Source organism: Streptomyces sp. NPDC058145 (genome assembly GCF_042884245.1).
Classification (GTDB): Bacteria; Actinomycetota; Actinomycetes; order Streptomycetales; family Streptomycetaceae; genus Streptomyces.
In genome coordinates this window covers 396,875-418,500 of sequence record NZ_JBHVUH010000006.1, presented here as the reverse complement: position 1 = coordinate 418,500, position 21,626 = coordinate 396,875, and the positions used below count along the sequence as shown (strand labels likewise).

The window sequence follows — 21,626 nt, the reverse complement described above, 5'->3', positions numbered from 1 at the left end:
TGGTCCGCACCCGATCGGACCAGGGGTTTCCGGTCCCTACTCGGCATCCGAACACTCGTCCTTTAATACCGCGTTGTCCGCATTCCTCGACGAGCGTGTAACAGCGGTTACAGGGGGGACGAAGCGCGGGAACGTCGACGCCATGACGCACGACACCCCGCTCTCCCCCCGCACCCTGCGCCACCTCCCCGACGTCCACCGGCGCATCATGACGGCCGCTCAGCTCCGCGCCCACGGGGTCTCCACGGCCGAGCTGAACGAGCAGTGCCGCCCCGGCGGCACCTGGCAACTGCTGCTGCCGAACGTGGTCCTGCTCCACCCCGGCCCGCCGACCAGCGAGGAGCGGCTGCACGGCGCGCTGCTGTACGCGGCGCGGGAATCGGCGCCGGGCGTCCCCACGCAGCCCACGGCCGGCGACCCGCACCGCCCGGTCTACCCGGAGACGGTGATCACGGGTCTGGCGGCGCTCACCCTGCACGGCTTCGCCTCCACCCCGCCACTGCTCTCCCTGGACCGTGTCGACGTCCTGGTCCCGCGGCTGCGCCGGCTGCGCACCACGGGCTACGTCCGCGTCCTGCGCGTCCCGGACCTGCCCACGCCCGTGGCGGTGACGGGCCTGCCGGTGGCGCCGGTACCGCGCGCGCTGGCGGACGCGGTGGCGGGACTGGCGGACGCGGGCGCGGTACGCCGGCTGCTGACCGAGGCGGTGCGCGACGGCCACTGCGAACCCGCGGCTGTGGTGCGCGAACTGACCCGGGCGAAGCTGCTGAACCGCCCGCACGTGGTGGGCGCGGTGGACTCGCTGGTGGCCGAGGGCCGGGCGGTCGCGGAGGACAGGCTGTACCGGATGGTCGGCGAGCACGGGCTGCCCGACCCGGTCTGGAACGTGGATCTGCGCCTGCCCGGCGGACCCCACCTCGGCGGCCTGGACGCGTACTGGCCCGAGCATGCGGTCGCGGTGGAGCTCGACAACCGCGCGCCCCGGCAGGACGAGGACGCCATGTGGTCGGAGTACGCGCGCAAGCGGGAGCATCTGGAGCGGCTGGGGATCACGGTCGTCCACATCACTCCCCGCAGGCTCAGGGAGTCCATGGAGCAGCAGGCGGCGGTGGTACGGACGGCCCTGATGGCGTCCGGCGACCGCGATCCGGCCGCGTACGTCGTGGTGCTGCCCCGGTAGTGAGGACCGGCCAGGGCCGGCAACGAACGGCACGACGAGGGGCCACCGGACCTGAACACCGGTGGCCCCTCCTGGTGTCGTCCTCTCCGGGTCGGTTCTCCGCCGCGGTCCCGGGGGCGTCGTGGTGGACGTGCTCCGTTCGTCCCGGCACGTCCGGCTTCCGGGAAGGCCGGTCAGCGCGGAGGACTAACCACCGCAGAACTCCTTCTCGGTCACGGCGTCGGTGCCGCCCACCCAGTCGCCGTTGAAGTTGAGCGCGAGGGAGTGCCGGCCGTCGGCCGTGGTCACCGCCGAGGAGGCGGAGCCGTGGATGCCGCCGTCGTGGCCCCAGACATGGACGCCGCAGCTCAGCCTGGTGTCCATCAGGCCCAGTCCGTAACCGGCGTTGGGGGAACCGTCGATCGGCACGGTGGTCTTCATCTCCTTGAGCTGCCGGGGCGGGAGCAGCTTCCCGCTCAGCAGGGCGGAGTAGAAGCGGTCGAGATCCGCCGAGTCGGAGATCATCTCGCCGGCCGCGGAGGCGATGGAGGGGTTGAGCTCGGTGACGTCGTAGGTCGGGCCCGTCGACGGCAGGGCGAGCTTGGAGTAGGCCCGGCTGCTGGGCCGGGGAACGGTGACCCGGGTACCGGGCAGCGAGGTGGCGGTGAGCCGCAGCGGTCGGATGACGCGCCTTGCGATCTCGGCGGCGTACGAGTGGCCCGTCACCTTCTCGATCACCATGCCGGCGACGACGTAGTTGGTGTTGGAGTACTTCCAGGACGTGCCCGGCGCGAAGTCCGGCTCGTGCCGCATGGCGATCTCCACCAGGTCCCGCGGGGAGAGCGTGTCGAAGCGGTGCCGGAAGAAGCCGTCCCTGAGGAAGTAGGCGCGGACGAAGTCGGCGTCGGAGGTGTAGTTGTAGATGCCGCTGGTGTGGTTCAGCAGTTGCCGGACGGTGATCCCGCGGCCGTCGTGGCCGTGGCCCCGCAGCAGGCCGGGCAGCCAGGTGTCCACGGTGTCGTCCAGGGTGAGCCGGCCCTCCGCCTCCAACTGGAGCAGGACGGTGGCGACGAAGGTCTTGGTGATGCTGCCGACCCGGTAGCGGTCGGCCGCCGAGCGCGGCGCGCCCGTGACGATGTCGCCCACGCCCGCGGTCGCCGACCAGGTGCCTCGGGTGTCCTTCGCGGTGACGGTCACCCCGGGCACACCGGCCGCGACCGCCGCCTCGATGGCCCGGCGGGTGGCCGGGTGGCCGCCGGCGTCGCGGCCGCCCGCGACGGGACCGGCCGCGACGGCCGGGCCCGCCAGGGCCGCCGACAGGAGCAGGGCGGTGGTGCCCACCAGGGCGGTGCGGACGCGCATGCTGTCCCCCAACGTGTGGTGTTCGGTGCGATCGGGGGGAGATACCCGGCAGCGCGCGCGATCGTGCCTGCCCGTAACCCGGTTGAGTGACTCTCAGCCCTTCTTCAGCACCAGTTCCGTGTTCCGGTCCCCCGCGCCGCCCGCGAGCGCCTTGTTCGCACCCGGGGCGTTGTACGACAGCTCACGGTAGAGGGCGGCGAGGCCGGTCTGCGAGAGGTCGGCGTGGTCGGTGCGGTGCGGGGCGGCGGATTCGACCAGGGTGGTGAAGACGGAGAGCGTGCCGTCCTTGTTGTCGACGAGTTCGACGACCCGGGCGAGCTGGGGGAAGTCGACGTGCGAGGCGGTGGAGATCTCCCAGAAGGAGCGGCCGCCGGAGGCCTGGTGCGGGGTGATGTCGTTGCGGTGGATGTGACCGTTCACCCAGGCGAGCACATTGCGGTGGGAGGAGAGCACCGAGACCACCTCGGCGCCGTTGTGGCGGCGCTCCCCCGGACGGCCCGGGTCGGGGCGGGTGTTGGTCATGGTCTTGCTGGTGTGGTGGCTGAAGACGACGGCGTAGGAGTCCTTGTTGTCCTTGAGCGTCTTGTCGAGCCACTTGAGCTGGGCGGTGCCGACGGACCCCTCGTAGTGGCCGCCGGGGTCGGTGGTGTCGAGGCTGATGCCGATGACGTCCTCGGAGATGCGGAAGGCGTAGTACTGGGTGTCGGCGTCCAGGTTCGCCGAGGAGTAGCCGTGGCCGGCCGGGCCGAGGCCCTGGTAGGCGGGGTCCACGTGGGCCTTCAGGTAGTCGGCCCGGGTGTACGGGGCGCGCTTCTCGTCCGGGGTGACCTGGCGCATGGTGCGGGCGTGGGCCTTGAGGAAGTCGCGATAGCCGACGCCCTTGGGGTCGGTGGCCTTCTTGATGGTGTCCTGCAGCTTCTTGGCGTCGGCGGCGGAGACGCTCATCAGCTTCCGGCCGCCGATGGCCGCCTCGGTGAGGTACGGGTCGCCGTGGGAGCCGTAGCAGCCGAGCGGGAGGGCGTCGTGGTTGCCGACGGTGGAGTACCAGGGCAGGTTGAGGCCGGGGCTGCGGACCTCGCGGGTCGCGGCGGCCAGGAAGCCCTTCAGATACGGGAAACCCAGCGCCTTGTCGCCGTCGCGTGCGGTGGAGCCGGGCTGCCAGTACAGCTTCAGCCCGCTGTTCTGCACGCCTTCGTAGTGGCGCGGGTCCCCGGAGTTCGGGGTGATGCGGCCGCCGCTCATCACCTTCATGAACCACTCCAGTTCGGAGTGGGCGTTGTTGTCGGTGTTGTCGCCGGTGGTCATCACGAAGTGCAGCGGGGCGCCGGTGACGGGGGCGCCGCGCAGCGCGTTGACCCGCTCGACGAGCGAGACGGCGCCGGGCACGGTGAGCGCCTCGTGCGGGCGCCAGGCGTGCGGGTCGTGGGCGCGCAGGAACTCCAGGCGCAGCGGGTGCTGGACGTCCATCAGGTGCAGGTCGGTGAACTGCACGAATGCCGCGAGGGTGGTACGGCGTTCCGTGCGGCCGGACTTGGGGGCGGCCAGCTCGTCCCGCACGACCCGCTTCCAGCCGGCGCCGTCACCGAGCCGCCGGTAGCCGGAGCCGCTCAGGGGCGCGGCGACGGAGGCGAGGGTGGTGCCCTTGGTGTACGGGGCGAGCGGAGCCGGGGCCGCCTTGCGGGAGGTGGCGACGGGCGCCTCGGCGGCGGTGGCGGCCTGGCTGTCGGTGGGGCGCAGGGCGTAGCCGACGCCCGCGGAGAGCGAGACGGCTCCGGCGGCGGCGAGCACGGTACGGCGGTGGACCCCCAGCGTGGAGGTGGCGACAGAGCGTATGCGCGACATGGCGCGATCTCCCCGGGTGCGAACGCATCGGCGGTGGTCGCGGGCCGTCGCAGGCGCGAACGCCCCGCTCGCATTGGATGGTTGGCACCGGGGATGACCTGTGCGTGAACAGGGCGGCAACGCGCAACGCCGATCACCGTACGTGGATCACGGGGTGCGGAGCGCGGTCACGGAGTGGAACGCGGGTGGCCGGGGGGCGGTCACTCCTCGTTCATCTGCCGGGGTAGGGGATGGGCCCCGGGTCCGAGATGTCCGGTCTCCGGGCGCTCGCGCCACAGCCGCAGCGCCACGTCCACGAGGCGGATCCGGGTGAGGCCGGGCACCGCGTCCAGGTCCTGCCAGGCCGCGAAGTCGGTGGAGCCGCCGATCTCGTGGCGGAGTTCGCCGCCGGTGATCTCGGCCTCGTAGAGGATCCGCACCCCCTGGTGGTCGGTGCGGCGCAGCGGCCGGCCGCTGCGGAAGACATGGCGGGAGGAGTCCAGGCCGAGCAGCCGGGTCACCTCGACCCGGTAGCCGGTCTCCTCGGTGACCTCGCGCCGGACGGTGTCGTACGGGTCCTCGCCGTGCTCCATGCCGCCGCCCGGCAGCACCCACTCGTGGGTGCCGCCGGGGGCCGGGGAGCGGGCCAGCAGGATCTGTCCGTCACGGACGCACACGGCGTAGGCCGCCACCCTCAACTTCTCTCGCATGCCCGGACGTTAGCGCGAGGTGTCCGGATCGGCGGGGGAATGGTCCGGCGCGGACCAGCGCAGCGGCAGGGCGGCCGGGGCGTGTACGGCGCCGGTGACGGTGAAGCGGACGGTCCGCTCGCCGCCGGCGCCGAACCCGGTGCGGGCCGAGCCGGTGAGCTGGAGGGTGGTGCCGGTCGTCCAGTCCAGGAAGAGCAGTCCGGCACGCGGGTCGGCGTGCAGGTTGCCGAGGCTGCGGAACATGGCGTTGCCGGGATAGTCCGGCCAGGCCAGTTCGCGCGGTGAGACGACCCGGACGAAGCCGGGGTCGCCGCCGCGGTGGCTGACGTCGGCGCCGTCGGTGTGCACGGTGGCCAGGAAGAAGGTGTCGGCCGCCGCGACGAGCCCGGCCTGCTCCTCACCGAGCCGGGCCAGGGGGCGGGGGGTGCCCGGCGCGCGGTCCGGCACCCGCTCGCAGGTCTCCCGGCGCTGGATGTACTTGGGGCAGTTGGCGAACACCTGCTCCGCCGCCACGGCGAAGCCGCGGGGTGTGGGCCGGAGCCGGCCGTTGAGGCGCATCCGGCGCCGGGTGCGCGGATCGAGGGCGATGGTGCCCACGGAGGTGCCCGGCGTGGTCAGGGCCGTCGCGAGCGGGTCGGCCGGGGGCGGCCCGCCCGTGACGGACATCTGCCGGGGTCCGGTGGCCCGGACGAAGCCCGGGGTGCCGGTGACCGCGGAGGCCCACACCCGGCCCGTGCCGGGGTCGGCGGCGCCCACGACGAGAAGTGGCTGAAGCTCCAGGAAAGCCGCCGCGACCGGTTTGATGTCCGGCCCGAGGGAGCGGCCGACGTGGTCGGCGCGATCCCGCACACCGACCAGGTCCTGCACGGCGCGGGAACCGGCGTGATAGACGCTCATGACGCGAGGCCCTAGAAGAAACCGCAGGTCGGAGTGGAGGCGTGCGGGGCGGGCGCGCCCTCGGCGCCGTGCGGGACGGAGATCTCCAGGCGGGTGCCGTCCGGGTCGTGGAAGAAGATCCCGCCCGAGGCCGAGCCCTCCCGGTGGGCCACCACGCCCTCGTGGGCGAACTCCACCCCGGCGGCCCTGAGCGCCGCCTCGTACTCCCGGACCCGGTCCACCGAGCCGGCTGTGAAGGCGAGGTGGTGCAGCCCGGCCCGGCCGCCGTCGTAGGAGTCGCGGGCCTGCTGCCAGAGGGTGAGGACGGGCCCGTCGCCCCCGGCCTCGCCCAGGAACGCGTACCTGCGGTCGTCCTCCTTGCCCTCGGCGAGCAGTGCGAAGCCCAGGACGTCCCGGTAGAAGGCGAGGGAACGGTCGAGGTCGGTGACGTTCAGGCCGGTGTGGCCGGTGCGCAAGGTCATGGCTCTCCCCTTTGATCTATCTAACCTTCATAAGCTACGTTAGAGGGTTAGACTGCGGAGCGTCAACCGGTCACGTACCCTTGACCGGTTAGCAGAGAAGGAGTGCCTCATGCCCGCCGCCCATGACCCCCGCCCGCTCACCGGTGAGCCCCTCGCTCTCGACCTGCTCAACACCCGGTGGAACAAGGAGGGCGTGACCCAGGACCTGCTCGACGGCACCGAGGGCCTCGCGGTGTGGCTCGCGGACAACGGACTCGACGGCGAGCACCCGGCCGACGCGGACGTACTGCGCCATCTGCGGCAGGCGCGGGAGGCGCTCGGCGCCGCGGTTGACGGGTCACTGGAGGAGGGCGCGCCGCTGGTGGACGCCGTTCTGGCACACGGGCGCATCCGGGCGCGGCTGACCGGCGAGGGGGCGTTCGAGGAGCCGGAGTTCACCGACGCGTCCTGGGCGCCGGCCTGGCTCGCCGCCCGCGACTACCTGGACCTGCTCGACCGGGCCCCGGACCGGATCCGCCGCTGCGCCCACGAGGCGTGCGTCCTGCACTTCTTCGACACCTCCCGGAACGGCACCCGCCGCTGGTGCTCGATGGCGTCGTGCGGAAACCGCGCCAAGGCGTCCCGGCATTACGCCCGCTCGAAGGAGAGTTGAGCCAATCCGGGACACGATGGGATTCATCCCGTCAAATCCCATCGCGGGTTTTCCCCATACATTGATTACGTTCAGGTCAACGGTCCCCAAATTCCCTTGCCTTGGGTAAAGCTGTGCGCTCGTCCGGCACTGGTTCTCACCTGCAAGGGATGCCGATGACCCACACCCCCGAGCGCGACCCGATATCCGGCCCGAGACGCCTGACCCGCATAGCCGTGGCCGTCGGCGTGGTGGCCGCCCTCTCCGCGGCCGGGCCGCTACCGCTGGCCCTCGGCGCGGACGCGCCGCCCGCCACGGCCGACCCCGCCGTCAAGTCCGCTCACGACAAGCTCGGTTCGGACGACGCCGACCGGCTCGCCGAGGCCAAGGCGGACGGCGACAAGAACGTCACGATGATGATCGCCACCGCGCCCGGGCAGACCGAGCGGGTCGCCTCGGAGCTGGACGCGGTCAAGGGCGGCTCGGTGGGCCGCACCTACGACAGGCTCGGCTACGTCCGCGCCACCGTCCCGACCGCGAAGGCGGACTCGGCGATCGCGGCCGCCGCGAAGCTCTCCTCGGTGCACGCGATCGACCTCCGCCAGGAGATCGCGCTGGACGACCCGACGCCCAGCGCGGACACCGCCCAGGGGGCCAAGAGCAACGGCTCGGCGGCCACTTACTCAGGACCGGGCAAGAGCACCCCGGCCGAGAACCCGTACAACCCGTCCTTCGAGACCGGTGCCGTCGACTTCGTCCGGGACCACCCGAAGGCGGACGGCCGGGGCGTCACCATCGGCATCCTCGACTCCGGCGTGGACCTCGGCCACCCGGCGCTGCAGAAGACCACCACGGGCGAGCGGAAGATCACCGACTGGGTGACCGCCACCGACCCGATCATCGACGGCGACGGCACCTGGCGCCGGATGACCAACCCGGTCAGCGGCCCGTCGTTCAGCTACGGCGGCGCGACCTGGAAGGCGCCCGAGGGCAACTACCAGGTCAACCTGTTCCGCGAGTCGGCCACCGCGGGCGGCGACGCCAAGGGCGACGCCAACCGGGACGGCGACACCACCGACGTCTGGGGCGTCCTCTACGACCCGGCCGCCGGCACCGTCCGCGTCGACCTGAACAACAACCTCGACTTCACCGACGACACCCCGATGAAGCCGTACAAGGACGGCTACCAGATCGGGTACTTCGGCACCGACGACCCGAAGACCGACGTGGTCGAGCGGCAGCCGTTCGTCGTCCAGATCCGCAAGGACGTGCCCACCGACCCGTACGGCGGCGACTGGGTCGGCAAGACGGCCGACTTCGTCAACATCGGCGTCATCGAGTCCGAGCACGGCACGCACGTCGCCGGCATCACCTCCGCCAACGGCCTGTTCGGCGGGCGGATGAACGGCGCGGCCCCGGGCGCGAAGATCGTCTCCTCCCGGGCCTGCACCTGGAGCGGCGGCTGCACCAACGTCGCGCTCACCGAGGGCATGATCGACCTGGTCGCCGACCGCGGTGTCGACGTCGTCAACATGTCCATCGGCGGTCTGCCGGCGCTGAACGACGGCAACAACGCGCGCGCCGAGCTGTACACGCGGCTCATCGACACCTACGGCGTCCAGCTGGTGATCTCCGCGGGCAACTCCGGCCCCGGCGCCAACACCATCGGCGACCCCGGCCTCGCGGACAAGGTGATCTCCGTCGGCGCGACCATCTCCAAGGAGACCTGGGCCGCCAACTACGGCTCGGCCGTGGAGACCAGGTACGCGATGATGCCCTTCTCCTCGCGCGGCCCGCGTGAGGACGGCGGCTTCACCCCGACCCTGAGCGCCCCGGGCGCCGCGATCAACACCACCCAGACCTGGCTGCCGGGCTCCCCGGTCGCCGAGGCGGGCTACTCGCTGCCGGCCGGCTACTCGATGCTCCAGGGCACCTCGATGGCCTCCCCGCAGGCGGCGGGCGCGAGCGCGCTGCTGCTGAGCGCCGCCAAGCAGAAGGGCATCGACCTGACGCCCGCGAAGCTGCGCACGGCGCTGACCTCGACCGCCGACCACATCAGCGGCGTCCAGGCCTACGAGGAGGGCGCCGGTCTCATCGACATCGTGGACGCCTGGGACGCGATCCGCGACGGCGCCGCCGCCCACGACTACACCGTGAAGGCCCCGGTCGACACCGCGATCGACTACGCGCTGAAGACCCCGGGCTTCGGCACCGGTCTGTACGACCGCGAGGGCGGCCTGAAGGCCGGCCAGCGCAAGACGTACGACGTCACCATCACCCGTACCTCCGGCCCGGACCGTGCCCTGCGGCACGAGCTGAGCTTCGAGAACAACGCCGGCCGGACCTTCCGGATCGTCGGTGACGAGGACGTGCGGCTGCCGCTGAACCAGCCGGTGACGGTCAAGGTCCAGGCGGCCCCGGGGTCCGCGGGCCTCAAGAGCGCGATCCTGGACGTCGACGACCCGCGCACGGAGGGGGTCGACAAGCAGATCCTCACCACCGTCGTGGTCGCCTCCCCGGTGAACTACACCTACTCCACGTCCGGTTCGGTGCAGCGCAACAGCACCCGGTCGTACTTCGTGACCGTGCCCGAGGGCGCCAGGTCCCTGGAGGTCGCGATCGGCGGCCTGAAGGACAAGAGCCAGACCCGGTTCATCGCGATCCACCCGTACGGCACTCCGGTGGACAACACCAGCACGCCGTACTGCTACAACAACTACCTCGACGGCAACGGCTGCAAGCCGGACGTCCGCTCCTACGCCGACCCGCAGCCCGGCGTCTGGGAGGTCGAGGTCGAGGCCCGCCGTACGTCCCCGCTGCTCGACAACCCGTACAAGCTGGACGTCACCGTGCTCGGCGCGGCCTTCGACCCGGAGACCGTGACCGTGCCCGAGGCGAAGGTCGGCACGCCGGCCGCCGTCTCCTGGAAGGTGACCAACAAGTACGCGGCGCTGGACGGCAAGCTGGTCGGCGGCCCGCTGGGCTCCTCCAAGTCGGCCCGCCCGTCCATCAAGGAGGGCGAGACGCAGACCACCACGGTGGACGTCCCGGCCGGCGCCAAGTCCCTGGACGTCGCGATCGGCGGTGTCTCCGACGCGGCCGCCGACCTGGACCTGACCGTGTACGACGCGAACGGCACGCAGGTCGCGCAGTCCGCGGACGGCGACTCGGAGGAGGCGGTCTCCATCCCGTCCCCGGCCGCCGGCACGTACACCGTCAAGGTCGTCGGCTACTCGGTTCCGGCCGGCTCGACCGAGTACGACTACCGGGACGTGTTCTTCTCCAGCACCCTCGGCAACGTCACGGTCGACGGCTCGGCCGCGGTCAAGCTCGGCACGGGCGACTCGGCCACGGTGAGCGGGCAGGTCACGGCCGCCGCCGAGGCCCCCGCGGGCCGCGAGTTCTTCGGCCGGGTCCAGCTGGTGAACGGCCGCGGCACGGCCGCGGGCACCGCCAGCGTGAAGATCGAGAAGGTCACGCCGTAACGGGTGATCCAAGGTGAGGGGCGGGTGTCCGGACACGGGCACCCGCCCCTCGGCCGTGCGCCGGTTCACCGCCCTCCGGCGCAGTCCGTCCCGTCCGTCCCGCAGGCGGGACACACGTCCGCGTGCCCTCGCTCCGACACGACGAGGACGGCGACCGCCGCCGCGGCGAGCGGCAGCAGCGCTCCCACGCCGACGGCCCATCGCCACGGCCTCATGGTGCCCCGCTCACGGCTCGTCGCACGGGGTGTGCGCGGCCTCGGGCGCCGTCCCGGTGAGCCGGGCGCGTTCGGCGACCACGCGGGTGTCGCCGACGGCCCACAGGGTCGCCTCCTGCCCGTTCCGGCCCACCCCGGCGAGCACGTGCTGCCCCTGGCGCGGGGCCGGGCTCGCGGCGTCGCCGAGGAGGAAGGCGACCTCCGACGGGCCGTGGGCGGGCCGGTAGGAACGGGTCACCGTGAGCACGACGCGGATCCGTGGGGCGTGCGTGCGCCGGTCCACCCGGGCCACGGTGCCCTCGGCGAGCAGCCGGTAGCAGGAGAGCGCCGGCCCGCCCGCGGCCCGGGCCGGGGCATCCGCCTCGCTCTTCGCGTCGGCGCTCTTGTCCGAGCTCATCGAGGCACCGCCACCCGACCGCACCATCGCCCAGCCGAGCCCCGCCACCAGCCCGAAGGCCACCACCCCGGCGACCGACCCGAGCGCCACCCGCACTCCCCGCCGAACCCCACCCGCCCGCACCGGCCGCCCGACCCCGCCCGGCCGCCTGACACTCCGCGGGCGATCGGCGACCCGGCCGCCTCCCAGGAGGGACATGGCGGCCACCTCCGCCCCGCCCCGAGCGGCACCCGCGGCGGAAGCGGCTACCTCCGCCCCGGCCCTCTCGTCACCCGCGCCAGAACCGCCGCCCTGCGACCCGGCCCGGTCGGCGCCCGGCCCTGAGACGCGGGCACCGTCGGACCCGTCCCGGTCGGCATCCGGAGCGGAGGCGGCACCCTCCGACCCGTCCCGGTCGGCATCCGGAGCGGACGCAGTGGCCTCGCCCGCCCCGCCCCGGACGGCACCCGCGGCGGAGACGGCTTCCCCCGGCCCAGACCGGTCGGCACCCGCGGCGGCCGTCTCGGGCGCGGCCTGGCCGCGCTCCTCCGCGCCCGCCGTCCCTCGCGTCGGTTGCTCCGTACGCGGCTCCCCCGTCAGGGCCTCGGCGAGCCATGTCAGTTCTTCCTTGAGTACGGCCATGTCCGCCTCGGCCGACCGGTGTTCCGCGAGGAAGGCGGGGTCGTCGTGGGCGTCCGGTGGCAGGGGGGTGCCTGTGATCGCGGCCATCAGGGCGTCCATGCCGCCGTGCTCCCCGGTGCCCTCGTGTCCGGCGGGCATCTCACACCACCTCGTCCTCGTGCAGTCGCCGGCGCAGGGCGCGGACCGCCGTGTGCAGCCGGCTCTTGACCGTGCCCTCGGGAACGCCCAGCTCCTCGGCGATGCCGCGCACCGGCAGGTCGGCGAAGAAGCGCAGGATCAGGACCTGGCGCTGGGCGTCGGGCAGTTCGTCCAGGCCCCGGGCGACGGCGAGGGAGAGCACGCTGGTCTCCTCGCCCGACGGGTGCGCCGGCTCGTGCAGGGCCGCCAGCCGCTCCCCCAGCCGCTCCTGGCGCCGCTTGGCCCGGTGCCAGTCCATGGCGAGGTTGGAGGCGACCACCGCCGCCCACGCCGACACGTCCCGCGGCGCCTCGCGCCCGCTCGCGGCCCGCTCCAGCAGCCGCAGACGGACCTGCTGCACCCCGTCCGGCAGGTCCGCCTGCGGCACCCCGCCGAGCGCGAGCACCGCCCGCACCCGGCGTTCCTGGGCCACGTCCAGTGGGTCCCCGCCGGTACGGTCCGCACCGGCGTACGCCCCCTGATCGCGGCGCGCCCCTCCGCGCAGCACAAGCCACCCCCTCCCGCGTCTGCCCCTACGACGCACGAGGGGGCGGAAACGTTCGGCCGGGCGCCGGGGGCCCTGGAGGCGTACGTCACATCGCCGTGTGGGCGGTGGCCCGGCGGGCAGGGGCGGCACAGCACAGCTTCCGGCGCGGGGCCGCCGCCGGGGAAACATCTGCAGCTCAGCGCGGTGTTCGACGGAGGTCCGGAACCGGACGCCGGGTGATCGTGTCCCACTTTCCGGGCAGGCACCGCAAAGAATTGGACAGGTGGACCGGGACTGGCCGCATGATGGAAAAGCCCCGGTCATGCGAAGGCAAGCAGCAACAGACACACAGAGGGAGTCGCCGTGAGGGTCGGAATCGTCGGAGCCACCGGTCAGGTCGGCACGGTCATGCGCAGGATCCTCGCGGAGCGGAACTTCCCCGTCACCGAGCTGCGCCTGTTCGCCTCGGCCCGCTCGGCCGGGACCGTGCTGGACGGCGTGACGGTGGAGGACGCGGCGGTCGCCGACTACTCCGGCCTGGACATCGTGCTCTTCTCCGCGGGCGGCGCGACCTCCAGGGCGCTGGCCGAGAAGGTCGCCGCCCAGGGCGCCGTGGTGATCGACAACTCCTCGGCCTGGCGCCGCGACCCCGAGGTCCCGCTGGTGGTCGCCGAGGTGAACCCGCACGCCATCGCCGACCGGCCCAAGGGCATCGTCGCCAACCCGAACTGCACCACGATGGCCGCGATGCCGGTCCTGAAGCCGCTGCACGAGGAGGCCGGCCTCGAGGCGCTGATCGTCGCCACCTACCAGGCGGTCTCCGGCTCCGGTCTGGCGGGCGTGGCCGAGCTGCACGGCCAGGTGCAGAAGGTGGCCGCCGAGGCCGACAAGCTGACCCACGACGGCGCGGCGGTCGACTTCCCCGAGCCGCAGGTCTACAAGCGCACCATCGCCTTCAACGTGCTCCCGCTGGCCGGCTCGATCGTCGACGACGGTCTGAACGAGACCGACGAGGAGCAGAAGCTGCGCAACGAGTCCCGCAAGATCCTGGAGATCCCGGCCCTGAAGGTCTCCGGCACCTGCGTGCGCGTCCCGGTCTTCTCCGGCCACTCCCTCCAGGTCAACGCGCGTTTCGCCCGGCCGCTCAGCCCGGAGCGGGCGACCGAGCTGCTCGCCGGCGCCCCGGGCGTCGCCCTCTCCGACATCCCGACCCCGCTGCAGGCGGCCGGCCAGGACCCGTCGTACGTCGGCCGCATCCGCCGCGACGAGACGGTGGACAACGGCCTGGCGCTGTTCGTCTCCAACGACAACCTCCGCAAGGGCGCCGCGCTGAACGCGGTCCAGATCGCGGAACTGGTGGCGGCCGAGCTGTCCGAGAGGTAGGCACCCGGTGCGAAAGGGGCGGTCACGTGCGCGTGACCGCCCCTTTCGCATGCCCGACCTCATCGCTTTCCCCGTGGCCGCCATGGAAGGATGGCGCAACCCACACATAACGAGGAGATGACCGCGTGCCTGGCACAAACCTGACTCGCGAAGAGGCGCGGCAGCGGGCGAAGCTGCTCACCGTTGACTCGTACGAGATCGATCTCGACCTCTCCGGCGCGCAGGAGGGCGGCACCTACCGGTCCGTGACCACGGTGCGCTTCGACGTGGCGACAAGGGGCGCCACGTCCTTCATCGACCTGGTGGCCCCGGCCGTCCACGAGGTGACGCTGAACGGGGACTCGCTCGACCCCGCCGAGGTGTTCGCCGACTCGCGCATCGCGCTGCGCGACCTGCTGGACGGGCGCAACATCCTGCGCGTCGTCGCCGACTGCGCCTACACCAACACCGGCGAGGGCCTGCACCGCTTCGTGGACCCGGTCGACGAGCAGGCGTACCTGTACACCCAGTTCGAGGTGCCGGACGCCCGCCGGGTCTTCGCCTCGTTCGAGCAGCCCGACCTGAAGGCGACCTTCCAGTTCACCGTGAAGGCGCCGGATGGCTGGACGGTCATCTCCAACTCGCCGACGCCGGAGCCCGAGGAGAACGTCTGGGTCTTCGAGCCGACGCCGCGCATCTCGTCGTACATCACGGCGCTGATCGTCGGCCCGTACCACTCGGTGCACAGCGTGTACGAGCGCGACGGGCAGAGCGTGCCGCTCGGCATCTACTGCCGTCCCTCGCTGGCCGAGTTCCTGGACTCGGACGCCATCTTCGAGGTGACCCGGCAGGGCTTCGACTGGTTCCAGGAGAAGTTCGGGCTGGCGTACCCGTTCAAGAAGTACGACCAGCTGTTCGTGCCCGAGTTCAACGCCGGCGCGATGGAGAACGCGGGCGCGGTCACCATCCGCGACCAGTACGTCTTCCGGTCCAAGGTGACCGACGCGGCGTACGAGGTGCGCGCCGAGACGATCCTGCACGAGCTGGCCCACATGTGGTTCGGCGACCTGGTCACCATGGAGTGGTGGAACGACCTGTGGCTGAACGAGTCGTTCGCCACCTTCACCTCCATCGCCTGCCAGGCCGCCGCGCCCGGCTCCCGCTGGCCGCACGCGTGGACGACGTTCGCGAACTCCATGAAGACCTGGGCGTACCGGCAGGACCAGCTGCCCTCCACGCACCCGATCATGGCCGACATCCGTGACCTGGACGACGTGCTCGTCAACTTCGACGGCATCACGTACGCCAAGGGCGCGAGCGTGCTCAAGCAGCTCGTCGCGTACGTCGGCGAGGACGAGTTCTTCAAGGGCGTGCAGGCCTACTTCAAGCGGCACGCGTACGGCAACACGCGCCTGTCCGACCTGCTGGGCGCCCTGGAGGAGACCTCCGGCCGCGACCTGAAGACCTGGTCGAAGCAGTGGCTGGAGACGGCCGGCATCAACGTGCTGCGCCCCGAGGTCGAGACGGACGCGGAGGGTGTCATCACCTCCTTCGCCGTCCGACAGGAGGCCCCGGCGCTGCCCGTCGGCGCCCAGGGCGAGCCGGTGCTGCGCCCGCACCGCATCGCGATCGGCCTGTACGACCTGGACGGCAGCGGCAAGCTGGTGCGCACCGACCGGATCGAGCTCGACGTCGACGGCGAGCTGACGGCCGTGCCGCAGCTCTCGGGCCGGCGCCGGCCGGCCGTCGTGCTGCTCAACGACGACGACCTGTCGTACGCGAAGGTCCGGCTGGACGAGGAGTCGCTGCGGACCGTCACCGAGCACCTCGGCGACTTCGAGGCCTCCCTGCCGCGCGCCCTGTGCTGGGCCTCGGCCTGGGACATGACCCGCGACGCCGAGCTGGCCACCCGGGACTACCTCGCGCTGGTGCTGTCCGGCATCGGCAAGGAGTCCGACATCGGCGTGGTGCAGTCGCTGCAGCGCCAGGTGAAGCTGGCGATCGACCTGTACGCCGACCCGGCCGCCCGTGAGGCCCTGCTGACCCGCTGGACGGACGCCACGCTGGCCCACCTGCGCTCGGCCGGGCCGGGCAGCGACCACCAGCTCGCCTGGGCCCGGGCGTTCGCGGCGACGGCCCGCACGCCGGAGCAGCTGGACCTGCTGGACGCGCTGCTGGACGGCTCGCAGACCATCGAGGGTCTGGCCGTCGACACGGAGCTGCGCTGGACGTTCGTGGAGCGGCTCGCGGCGGTCGGCCGCTTCGACGAGGCGGAGATCTCGGCGGAGTACGAGCGGGACCGGACCGCGGCCGGTGAGCGGCACGCCGCCACCGCCCGGGCGGCCCGTCCGACGCCGGAGGCCAAGGCGGAGGCGTGGGCGTCGGTCGTCGACTCCGACAAGCTGCCGAACGCCGTGCAGGAGGCCGTGATCGGCGGCTTCGTGCAGACCGACCAGCGGGAGCTGCTGGCGCCGTACGCGGAGCGGTACTTCGAGGTCCTCAAGGACGTCTGGGACGCCCGTTCGCACGAGATGGCCCAGCAGATCGCGGTCGGCCTGTACCCGGCGGTGCAGATCTCCGAGGAGACCCTGGCCAGGACGGACGGCTGGCTGGCTTCGGCCGAGCCCGGCGCGGCCCTGCGCCGGCTGGTCTCGGAGTCCCGCTCGGGCGTCGAGCGCGCGCTGAGCGCGCAGGCGGCGGACGCGGCCACCGCGTAACGCCGGTACGGCGACGAGGGCGCCCGGTCTCGCACCGGGCGCCCTTTTCCGTGCCGGCGGCCGGGGCGCCGGGTTCGACGTCCGGATTCCGCCGGTGCGCGGCGCCGTCGGCGCGCCACGCTGGCCGTATGACCTACACCGCACGGCCCCTGCCGCCCCCGGTCCTCGCGGAGCTGCGCGTCTCGGACGACGCGGCCCGCCCCATGGCCGCCTTCGAGGACACGGAGGGCGGCGCACCGCTGCGCTGCTGCCTGCGCCGCAGCGCGCCGGGCGAGCGCGTCGCCCTGGTGTCGTACGCGCCCCTGCGCCGCTGGGCGGCGGCGACGGGCGCCGACCCGGGGGCCTACGACGAGCAGGGCCCCGTCTTCATCCACGCCGGGGAGTGCGCCGGACCGGACGGCGACGCGCTCCCCTTCACGGGCGCCCACCGCACGCTGCGCCGTTACTCCGCCGACGGCCGCATCCTCGGCGGCCGGCTGGTCGAGGACCCGGACGGCTTCGAACCGGCGCTGGCGGACGCCTTCGCCGACCCGGAGGTGGCGCTGGTGCACGTGCGGGCGGTGGAGTACGGGTGCTTCCTGTACGAGGTACGGCGCCCGTAGACCGTTCCGCTCCCGAGTTGCCCGGCCGCCGTCGCCGCGAACGCCAGGGCCATGCCGAGCACCTGCACGGGGGTGAGCGCCTGCCCCAGGGCCGCCCAGCCGGTCACGGCGGCGGTCAGCGGGGAGAGCGGGCCGAGGAAGCCGGCCCGGGTGGCGCCGAGCCGGCCGATGCCGCGGAACCAGAGCCAGTAGGCGACCGCCGTGTTCACCAGCGCGAGGTAGAGGTAGCCGCCGACCGCGCGGCCGTCGAGCGGGGGCGGGGCGCCCTCGGCCAGCAGGGCGACCGGGGCGATGAGCAGGCCGCCGGCGGTGAGCTGCCAGCCGGTGAGCGCGAGCGGGCCTACGCCGTCCGGCCGGCCCCAGCGCCGGGTCAGCACGGTTCCGGCGGCCATCGAGGCGGTGGCGGCGACGGCCGCGAGCACCCCGGCCGCGTCGAGGGCGCCGGCTCCCTTGAGCACGACGAGGCTGACGCCGAGCGCGGCCACGGCCCCGGTGACCAGCGTGCGGGCGGCCGGCCGCTCCCGCAGCAGCAGCGCCGAGAGGCCGACCACGAACAGCGGCCCGGCCGAGCCGACCACGGCGGCCATCCCGCCGGGCAGCCGGTACGCCGACACGAACAGCAGCGGGAAGAAGGCGCCGATGTTCAGCGCGCCCAGCACGGCCGCCTTCGCCCACCAGATGCCGCGCGGCAGCACCCGGGTGAGGGCGAGCAGCAGCAGTCCGGCGGGCAGGGCGCGGACCAGGGCCGTGAACAGGGGGCGGTCCGGCGGCAGGAACTCGGTGGTGACGGCGTAGGTGGTGCCCCAGGAGACGGGGGCGAGGGCGGTGAGCAGGACGGTCGTGGGGCGTTTCATGAGACCGGGCCCTTTCGCGGGGTCTTGGCAGCGGCTTCGGGCGGCTTCACGGGTGGCTGCGGGCGGCTTCACGGGTGGCTTCGGAGGGTCTTCGTCGAGGAGCGGGAGTCACACCGTGGAGGGCGCCGGGGACGGGGAGCCGCCGCGGGCGATGATCGCGGTGGCCGGCCACACCGCGTCCGCCGGGAGGCGGCGCTCGGCCCGGATCAGCAGGGCGGCCGCCATCGCCGAGGTGAGGATCAGGAAGACCCACGGCACCCGGCCGTCCACCGCGAGCAGGGTGGTGAACAGCGAGGGCGCCACGGCCTTCGCCAGCGACCAGGACATCTGGTAAGCCGCCATGTACCGGCCGCGCACCGCCTCCGGTGCCGTCGAGACGGCGAGCACCTGGGCGGCGGGGCTGTGGATCAGTTCGCCGAGCGTGTAGACGACGGCCACGGCGGCCAGGAGCGCCGCGAGCAGCGGTCCGGAGGCCGGCCGTACGCTCGCGAGCACGCACAGCGCGGCGAAAGAGGCCGCGAACAGCGCGCCGCCCAGGGCCGCCGCCCGGGTACGGCGGGCACCGGCCCGGCGGACCAGGCCGCCGACGAAGACCCCGGCGACCGCGCACAGTGCCGTGTTGATCGTGAAGGCGGCGCCGCTCAGGGCGGCGGACCCGTGCAGCGTCTCCACCAGGAACAGCGGGAACAGCACGGCGAGCGCCGAGTAGCTGAGCGCGTTGAGGAAGTTGGCGCCGGTGACGACGAGGAAGGGACGGTCGGCGAGGACGAGCCGGTAGCCGGGGCCGGTGCCGCGGACCCTCGCTCCCGGTTCCGGACGCGCCGGGCGCAGCGGGCGCAGCGGGCGCAGCAGCAGCGCGGCGAGCGCGAAGGAGAGGGCGTTGCCCCAGGCCGCGCAGGCGTAGCCGGTGCCGCCCGCGAAGGCCAGGAGCAGGGAGGCCAGGAGGGCTCCGGCGCCGTTGCCGGCGTTCTGCAGCGCACGCGAGGAGGCCTGCAGCCGGTCCCGGTGGGCGCCGCTCGCCACCTCGCCGATCAGGGACTGCTGTGCCGCCGGGAAGGCCCGGTCGGCCGCCGCCGTGATGAGCGCGAGGCCGGCGAAGGCGGTCAGGGAGCCGGCGAAGGGAAAGAGGGCGAACCCCGCGGCCCGCACCCCGTAGAGCACGTACTGCACGGGCCGGGCCCCGTACCGGTCCACGGCCACCCCGGCGACGGGCAGCGCGGCCAACCCGACGAGGCCGGTGACAGTGAGCACGGCGCCCACGACCGTGAAGGAAAGCCCGGTGACGTGGTGGAAGAACACAAGGGTGAACGGGACGTACATGCCGGTGCCGACGCCGTTGACCGCGGCGGCCACGGGCAGCGCCCACTCCCCCGCTATGCGCTCGCTTCGTCCGCTTCCCGTCCGCATGATGCCGCCCCCTCCGAAATGACTTAGGAGCAAGTAGCTTAGCTTCAAGCAACTTGTCGTCAAGCCACTTTCTTGCGGGCGACCGTCAGGACGGCGATACTCGGACGCATGAACGCAGGCCGGCAGCAGCCCAACGACCCCGTCGACGCGATCATCGGGCAGTGGGCGGCCGTCCGCCCCGACCTCGACACCAGGGCGATGGAGGTCTTCGGGCGGATCTACCGCCTCTCCCGCACCATGGGCGACCGCATGGAGAAGGCCTACGAGCCCTACGGCGTCTCCCGGGGCGAGTTCGACGTGCTGGCCACCCTGCGCCGCTCCGGCGAGCCGTACGCCCTGTCCCCCCGCCAGCTCTCGGCGACCCTGATGCTCACCACCGGTGGCATGACCGGCCGCCTCGACAAACTGGAGCGGGCCGAACTGCTGCGCCGTTCCCCCGACCCCCACGACCGCCGGGGACTCCAGGTGACCCTGACCGAGAAGGGGCTGGACGTCATCGACCGGGCGGTCGGCGCGGGCCTCGCCGTCCAGACGGAGGCCCTGTCCCACCTGGACGACGAACAGGCCGGCCAACTGGCCGGCCTGCTGAGGGAGTTGCTCTCCGGGACGCGGGAGACGGGCAACTAGCCGCCGACATGTCCGGCCACGGCCGCCCCGATCTCCGCGGGGCCGGCCGAGTCGGCCGCCCAGGCCACGTATCCGTCGGGGCGCACCAGCAGGGCCGTACGGCGGTCACCCGCCCAGCGCGTCACGGCCAGCCGGTCGCCGTGCCCGCCCTCGTACGGCTCCGGGGTGATCAGCACGAACCGGCCCCCGCGCAGCGCCTCGTAGAGGCGGCCGCCGCCGGACAGGGCGACGTCCGGGACCCGGGCGCCGGTGAGGCGGTGGGCGCCGCGGGGCGCGGGGTAGCGGTAGCCGATGCCGGTGACCTGGCCGGCGACCTTGCGGCGGGCGGGGCCGACGGCGTCGAGGAACGCGGTGAGCGCGCCCCGGGCCGCCAGCGTCCAGGGGCGCTTGGCCATGGCGAGGCGCACGATCCCGCCACTGCTGCGCAGCACCGCCCTGCCGACCGGGTGCCGCTCGGCCTGGTAGCTGTCGAGCAGTTCGGGATCCGCGTGACCGCCGACGACCGCGGCGAGCTTCCAGCTCAGGTTGGCCGCGTCCTGGAGCCCGGTGTTCATGCCCTGACCGCCGGCGGGGGTGTGCACGTGCGCGGCGTCCCCGGCGAGGAAGACCCGGCCGGCCCGGTAGGCGGGCGCCTGGCGCTCGTCGCTGTGGAAGCGGGACAGCCAGCGGGCGTCGTGCATCCCGTAGTCCCGGCCGAGGGCGAGCCGGGTGATCTCCTTGACCTCGGCCAGGTCCAGCGGCTCGTTGTCGGGGACGTTGCGTCCGCGGTGCCAGCCGATCACCCGGTAGTAGCCGTCGCCGAAGGGCGCGAGGAAGGCGAAGGCGTCGCCGACGGCGTTGACGGTGAGCAGGGCCGGGGGCTTCTCGGCGAGCCGGACGTCGGCGAGGACGACGGACCGGATCACCGACCTGCCCGGGAACGGCAGCCCGATCGCGTCCCGTACGGCGCTGCGCATGCCGTCGGCGCCGACGAGGTAGGCGACCCGCAAGGTTTCCGCGCGCCCGCCGGGGCCACTGACCTCGACGGTGACTCCGTCGGCGTCCTGGGTGAGGCCGGTCAGCTCGGTCTCGTACCGGAAGTCGACGCCGGCTTCGAGCGCCCGCCGCTCCAGCGCCTTCTCCACCTCGTACTGCGGGAGGACGAGGAGGTGGTTGAAGCGGGAGGGCAGGGCGGCGAGGTCGACGGTGAGCCGGCCGAAGAGGCGGAGCCGGTCCAGGGGCTGCCCGACGGCCTCCAGGCCCTCGGCGAGGCCCCGGGCGTCGAGCTGTTCGAGGGTGCGGGCGTGCAGGACGAAGGCGCGGGAGAGGTTGCTGATCCCGTGGGGGCGCTTCTCCAGCACGGTGACCGGGACGCCCGCGGCGGCGAGATCACCGGCGAGGAGGAGTCCGGTGGGGCCGGAGCCGACGACGAGGACGCGAGGGTGGCGGGGGTTGGAGGCGGGCCTGGGGGCAGCGGTGGGGCCGGTGTTTCCAGTGGTGCCGTTCATGAGGACCTCCTGGTGCCAACATTTGTTGGCCTACGCCTGCTGGCCCGCGCTCGCCGGTCAACAGCTGTTGGTCAACGCTTGTTGGCAAACCTACGGCGACCCCGATTGCTTGTCAACGCTTGTTGGCCAACGCTCGTGGGCCTACGC

At 73.1% G+C, this 21,626-nt stretch carries 16 protein-coding genes and 1 pseudogene; 7 read left to right on the top strand and 10 right to left on the bottom strand.

The window, feature by feature from the left end; translation table 11 throughout:
* The first annotated feature begins 142 nt into the window (after positions 1–142).
* Positions 143–1,180, top strand: coding sequence for a hypothetical protein (locus ACFVVO_RS16600; RefSeq protein ID WP_390055502.1), 1,038 nt, complete (start codon positions 143–145; stop codon positions 1,178–1,180).
* 186 nt (positions 1,181–1,366) lie between these two features.
* Here the strand turns inward: ACFVVO_RS16600 and ACFVVO_RS16595 are convergent, their stop codons facing one another.
* The 5 genes from ACFVVO_RS16595 to ACFVVO_RS16575 form a co-directional block, all read right to left on the bottom strand.
* Positions 1,367–2,521 carry a serine hydrolase domain-containing protein gene (locus ACFVVO_RS16595; RefSeq protein ID WP_390055500.1) on the bottom strand — a complete coding sequence of 385 codons (1,155 nt, stop codon included), beginning with the start codon at positions 2,519–2,521 and terminating at the stop codon, positions 1,367–1,369.
* A 93-nt stretch (positions 2,522–2,614) separates the two neighbouring features.
* Positions 2,615–4,363: a TIGR03767 family metallophosphoesterase gene (locus tag ACFVVO_RS16590; protein ID WP_390055498.1), complete on the bottom strand. Its 1,749-nt coding sequence runs from the start codon at positions 4,361–4,363 to the stop codon at positions 2,615–2,617.
* Positions 4,364–4,563: 200 nt separating this feature from the next.
* Positions 4,564–5,052: an NUDIX hydrolase gene (locus ACFVVO_RS16585; RefSeq protein WP_390055496.1), complete on the bottom strand. Its 489-nt coding sequence runs from the start codon at positions 5,050–5,052 to the stop codon at positions 4,564–4,566.
* A 9-nt stretch (positions 5,053–5,061) separates the two neighbouring features.
* Positions 5,062–5,949 (bottom strand): pyridoxamine 5'-phosphate oxidase family protein, encoded by an 888-nt coding sequence (locus ACFVVO_RS16580; RefSeq protein ID WP_390055494.1) that lies wholly within the window; start codon positions 5,947–5,949, stop codon positions 5,062–5,064.
* A gap of 11 nt (positions 5,950–5,960) precedes the next feature.
* Complete coding sequence (locus ACFVVO_RS16575; protein ID WP_390055492.1) at positions 5,961–6,410, bottom strand: VOC family protein; 450 nt, start codon at positions 6,408–6,410, stop codon at positions 5,961–5,963.
* A 109-nt stretch (positions 6,411–6,519) separates the two neighbouring features.
* Between ACFVVO_RS16575 and ACFVVO_RS16570 the strand changes: the two genes are divergently transcribed.
* Entirely contained in the window at positions 6,520–7,062 is a 543-nt protein-coding gene (locus ACFVVO_RS16570; protein WP_390055490.1) for a CGNR zinc finger domain-containing protein, read from the top strand.
* A gap of 155 nt (positions 7,063–7,217) precedes the next feature.
* The gene (locus ACFVVO_RS16565; protein ID WP_390055488.1) at positions 7,218–10,526 is read left to right on the top strand and encodes a S8 family serine peptidase; all 3,309 of its coding nucleotides are present in this window, start codon (positions 7,218–7,220) and stop codon (positions 10,524–10,526) included.
* 225 nt (positions 10,527–10,751) lie between these two features.
* Here the strand turns inward: ACFVVO_RS16565 and ACFVVO_RS16560 are convergent, their stop codons facing one another.
* Both ACFVVO_RS16560 and ACFVVO_RS16555 read right to left on the bottom strand, forming a co-directional pair.
* Positions 10,752–11,897 carry a hypothetical protein gene (locus tag ACFVVO_RS16560; protein ID WP_390055486.1) on the bottom strand — a complete coding sequence of 382 codons (1,146 nt, stop codon included), beginning with the start codon at positions 11,895–11,897 and terminating at the stop codon, positions 10,752–10,754.
* A 1-nt stretch (position 11,898) separates the two neighbouring features.
* A complete protein-coding gene (locus ACFVVO_RS16555; RefSeq protein WP_390055484.1) occupies positions 11,899–12,444 on the bottom strand; it encodes a sigma-70 family RNA polymerase sigma factor in 546 nt (181 codons plus the stop codon).
* A gap of 342 nt (positions 12,445–12,786) precedes the next feature.
* Between ACFVVO_RS16555 and ACFVVO_RS16550 the strand changes: the two genes are divergently transcribed.
* The 3 genes and pseudogenes from ACFVVO_RS16550 to ACFVVO_RS16540 form a co-directional block, all read left to right on the top strand.
* Entirely contained in the window at positions 12,787–13,806 is a 1,020-nt protein-coding gene (locus ACFVVO_RS16550; RefSeq protein WP_390055482.1) for an aspartate-semialdehyde dehydrogenase, read from the top strand.
* Positions 13,807–13,931: 125 nt separating this feature from the next.
* The gene (gene pepN, locus ACFVVO_RS16545) at positions 13,932–16,502 is read left to right on the top strand and encodes an aminopeptidase N (protein WP_390055480.1); all 2,571 of its coding nucleotides are present in this window, start codon (positions 13,932–13,934) and stop codon (positions 16,500–16,502) included.
* A 128-nt stretch (positions 16,503–16,630) separates the two neighbouring features.
* Positions 16,631–17,038: pseudogene (locus tag ACFVVO_RS16540) on the top strand (DUF1203 domain-containing protein); the annotation flags it as partial.
* Here the strand turns inward: ACFVVO_RS16540 and ACFVVO_RS16535 are convergent.
* Positions 16,945–17,958, bottom strand: coding sequence for an EamA family transporter (locus tag ACFVVO_RS16535; protein ID WP_390055478.1), 1,014 nt, complete (start codon positions 17,956–17,958; stop codon positions 16,945–16,947). The pseudogene ACFVVO_RS16540 and the gene ACFVVO_RS16535 overlap by 94 nt on opposite strands.
* A gap of 108 nt (positions 17,959–18,066) precedes the next feature.
* On the bottom strand, positions 18,067–19,365 hold the full coding sequence (locus ACFVVO_RS16530; protein WP_390055476.1) for an MFS transporter: 1,299 nt from the start codon (positions 19,363–19,365) through the stop codon (positions 18,067–18,069).
* Between the two features lie 108 nt (positions 19,366–19,473).
* Here ACFVVO_RS16530 and ACFVVO_RS16525 point away from each other — a divergent pair, with 108 nt between their 5' ends.
* The gene (locus tag ACFVVO_RS16525; RefSeq protein ID WP_359544520.1) at positions 19,474–19,992 is read left to right on the top strand and encodes a MarR family transcriptional regulator; all 519 of its coding nucleotides are present in this window, start codon (positions 19,474–19,476) and stop codon (positions 19,990–19,992) included.
* Here the strand turns inward: ACFVVO_RS16525 and ACFVVO_RS16520 are convergent.
* On the bottom strand, positions 19,989–21,479 hold the full coding sequence (locus ACFVVO_RS16520; RefSeq protein ID WP_390055474.1) for an FAD-dependent monooxygenase: 1,491 nt from the start codon (positions 21,477–21,479) through the stop codon (positions 19,989–19,991). The genes ACFVVO_RS16525 and ACFVVO_RS16520 overlap by 4 nt on opposite strands.
* Positions 21,480–21,626: the final 147 nt, after the last annotated feature.